Origin of the sequence: Archangium sp. (assembly GCF_036388035.1) — a bacterium.
GTDB lineage: Bacteria > Myxococcota > Myxococcia > Myxococcales > Myxococcaceae > Archangium.
This window is the reverse complement of sequence record NZ_DASVSO010000434.1, coordinates 1-1,942: the sequence shown is the minus strand read 5'-3', so window position 1 is coordinate 1,942 and position 1,942 is coordinate 1. Positions and strand designations below refer to the sequence as shown.

Here is a 1,942-nt window from a genome sequence, read left to right as displayed (position 1 = left end):
GGATGGCGCTCTCACCGCCGAAATGCTGGAGCTCTTCCAGGCTGGGGACGAGCCACTTCCGATTGCCGATGATGACGAAGACCGGCGCGGTGGCCCGCTCCCTCACCACCGTTCCATCCCGGGGGATGTTGGTGATGGAGTCGAGGGTGCTCCTCGGGACGATGTACCTGAGAAAGGTGAAGAAATAGGGGCGCTCCGAAGAGGACACCCGGAACTTCGCGCCCCCCACGATGAGGTAGCGGGAGGAGCTGTCGGCTGAATCGGTCAGGAGGGTCCCGTCCAGGTAGGGAGCGTAGCTCTGAGCACGCGCCGGCTCGCTGCTCAGCACCAGCAGGGCCGCGAGCGCGGCGAACACGCCACTCGTGAGTCGTGAAGTCATGCCAGGTCCTTGTCGTGAATGGAACGCCCGCGGGGATTGCCTCGCGTGCGCGGTCCGGTTGAGCCCGGACGGTTCCAGACATCAGCAAGCTGCGTACCCGCTTGAAGAAGCCACGACAGGGGTTTGAGGTGACAGCAAGAACACACATCGGGGGCGGCCGACACGTCGACCCCGAGCCCGACATGTCGATGGGCCACGGCAAGTGGTATCACTCCGCCGCCATGTCCCAGGCTCCCGCCCCCCTGTTCTCCACGGTCCCCAACGAGATCGATTTCCCTGCGGACGAGCGCCGCACCCTCGCCTTCTGGAAGGAGCGCCGCGTCTTCGAGCAGACGCTCCAGGGCAGGGACGAGGCCCCCGTCTTCGTCTTCTACGAGGGCCCTCCCACCGCCAACGGCCTGCCCCACAACGGGCACGTCCTCACCCGCGTCATCAAGGACCTGTTCCCGCGCTACAAGACCATGCGCGGCTACCGGGTCCCCCGTAAGGCGGGCTGGGACACGCATGGCCTCCCCGTCGAGGTCGAGGTGGAGAAGGAGCTGCGCATCCACGGCAAGGCGGAGATCGAGCGCTATGGCGTGGAGCCCTTCACCGAGCGCTGCATCGAGTCCGTCTTCCGCTACACCAACGAGTGGGAGCGGCTGACGGAGCGCATCGGCTTCTGGGTGGACTTGCCGGAGGCCTACGTCACCTACCACCGCGGCTACGTGGAGAGCGTGTGGTGGGCGCTCGCCGAGCTGTTCCGCAAGGGGCTGCTCTACCGGGGTCATAAGATCGTCTGGTGGTGGCCCCAGGGTGGCACCGCGCTGAGCTCGGGCGAGGTCGGCATGGGCTACCGCACCGTGGACGACCCCAGCGCCTACGTCGCCTTCCCGCTGCGCGACGCGCCCGACACCTCGCTCCTCATCTGGACCACCACCCCCTGGACACTCCCGTCCAACATGTACGCCGCGGTGAATCCCACGGTGGACTACGTCACCGTGGACGCGGGGGACCGCAAGCTCATCATCGCCGCCGCCCTCCGCGACGAGCTGGCCAAGAAGCTCAAGAAGGAGCTGCCCGTCCTCGAGACGCGCAAGGGCAGCGAGCTCGTGGGCAAGCGCTACACCCCGCCCTATGACGTGTACGCCGGACGCGTGGGCGACACGGAGCTGCCGCTCGCGGACGGGGGCAAGGACACGCCCGCGTGGCGCGTCATCGGCGCGGACTTCGTCACCCTCTCCAGCGGCACGGGCATCGTCCACATCGCCCCGGCCTTCGGCGAGGACGACTACGAGGCCTTCCGCCACGAGCGCACCCGCTTCGCGCGACCCGAGGCCCTGGAGATGTTCTGCGCCATCCGCCCGGATGGCACCTTCTCCGAGGACTTCCCCCAGCTCACCGGCCGCTTCGTGAAGGACGCGGACAAGGACATCCAACGCGAGCTCAAGGAGCGCGGCCGGCTCGTGCTCGTGGAGCAGTACCGCCACGAGTACCCCTTCTGCTGGCGCGCGGATGACGACCCGCTCATCCAGTTCGCCCGGCCCGCCTGGTACATCCGCACCACGTCGGTGAAGGACAAGG

At 67.7% G+C, this 1,942-nt stretch carries 1 protein-coding gene and 1 pseudogene; one reads left to right on the top strand and one right to left on the bottom strand.

Translation table 11 applies throughout. The annotated features are described in order from the left end of the window. A pseudogene (locus VF697_RS17465) lies at positions 1-379 on the bottom strand (hypothetical protein); the annotation flags it as partial. Between the two features lie 221 nt (positions 380-600). On the opposite strand from VF697_RS17465, the gene VF697_RS17460 reads away from it, so the two are divergent. Next, on the top strand, positions 601-1,942 hold a 1,342-nt coding region (locus tag VF697_RS17460; protein WP_331096411.1), incomplete at its 3' end, for a class I tRNA ligase family protein.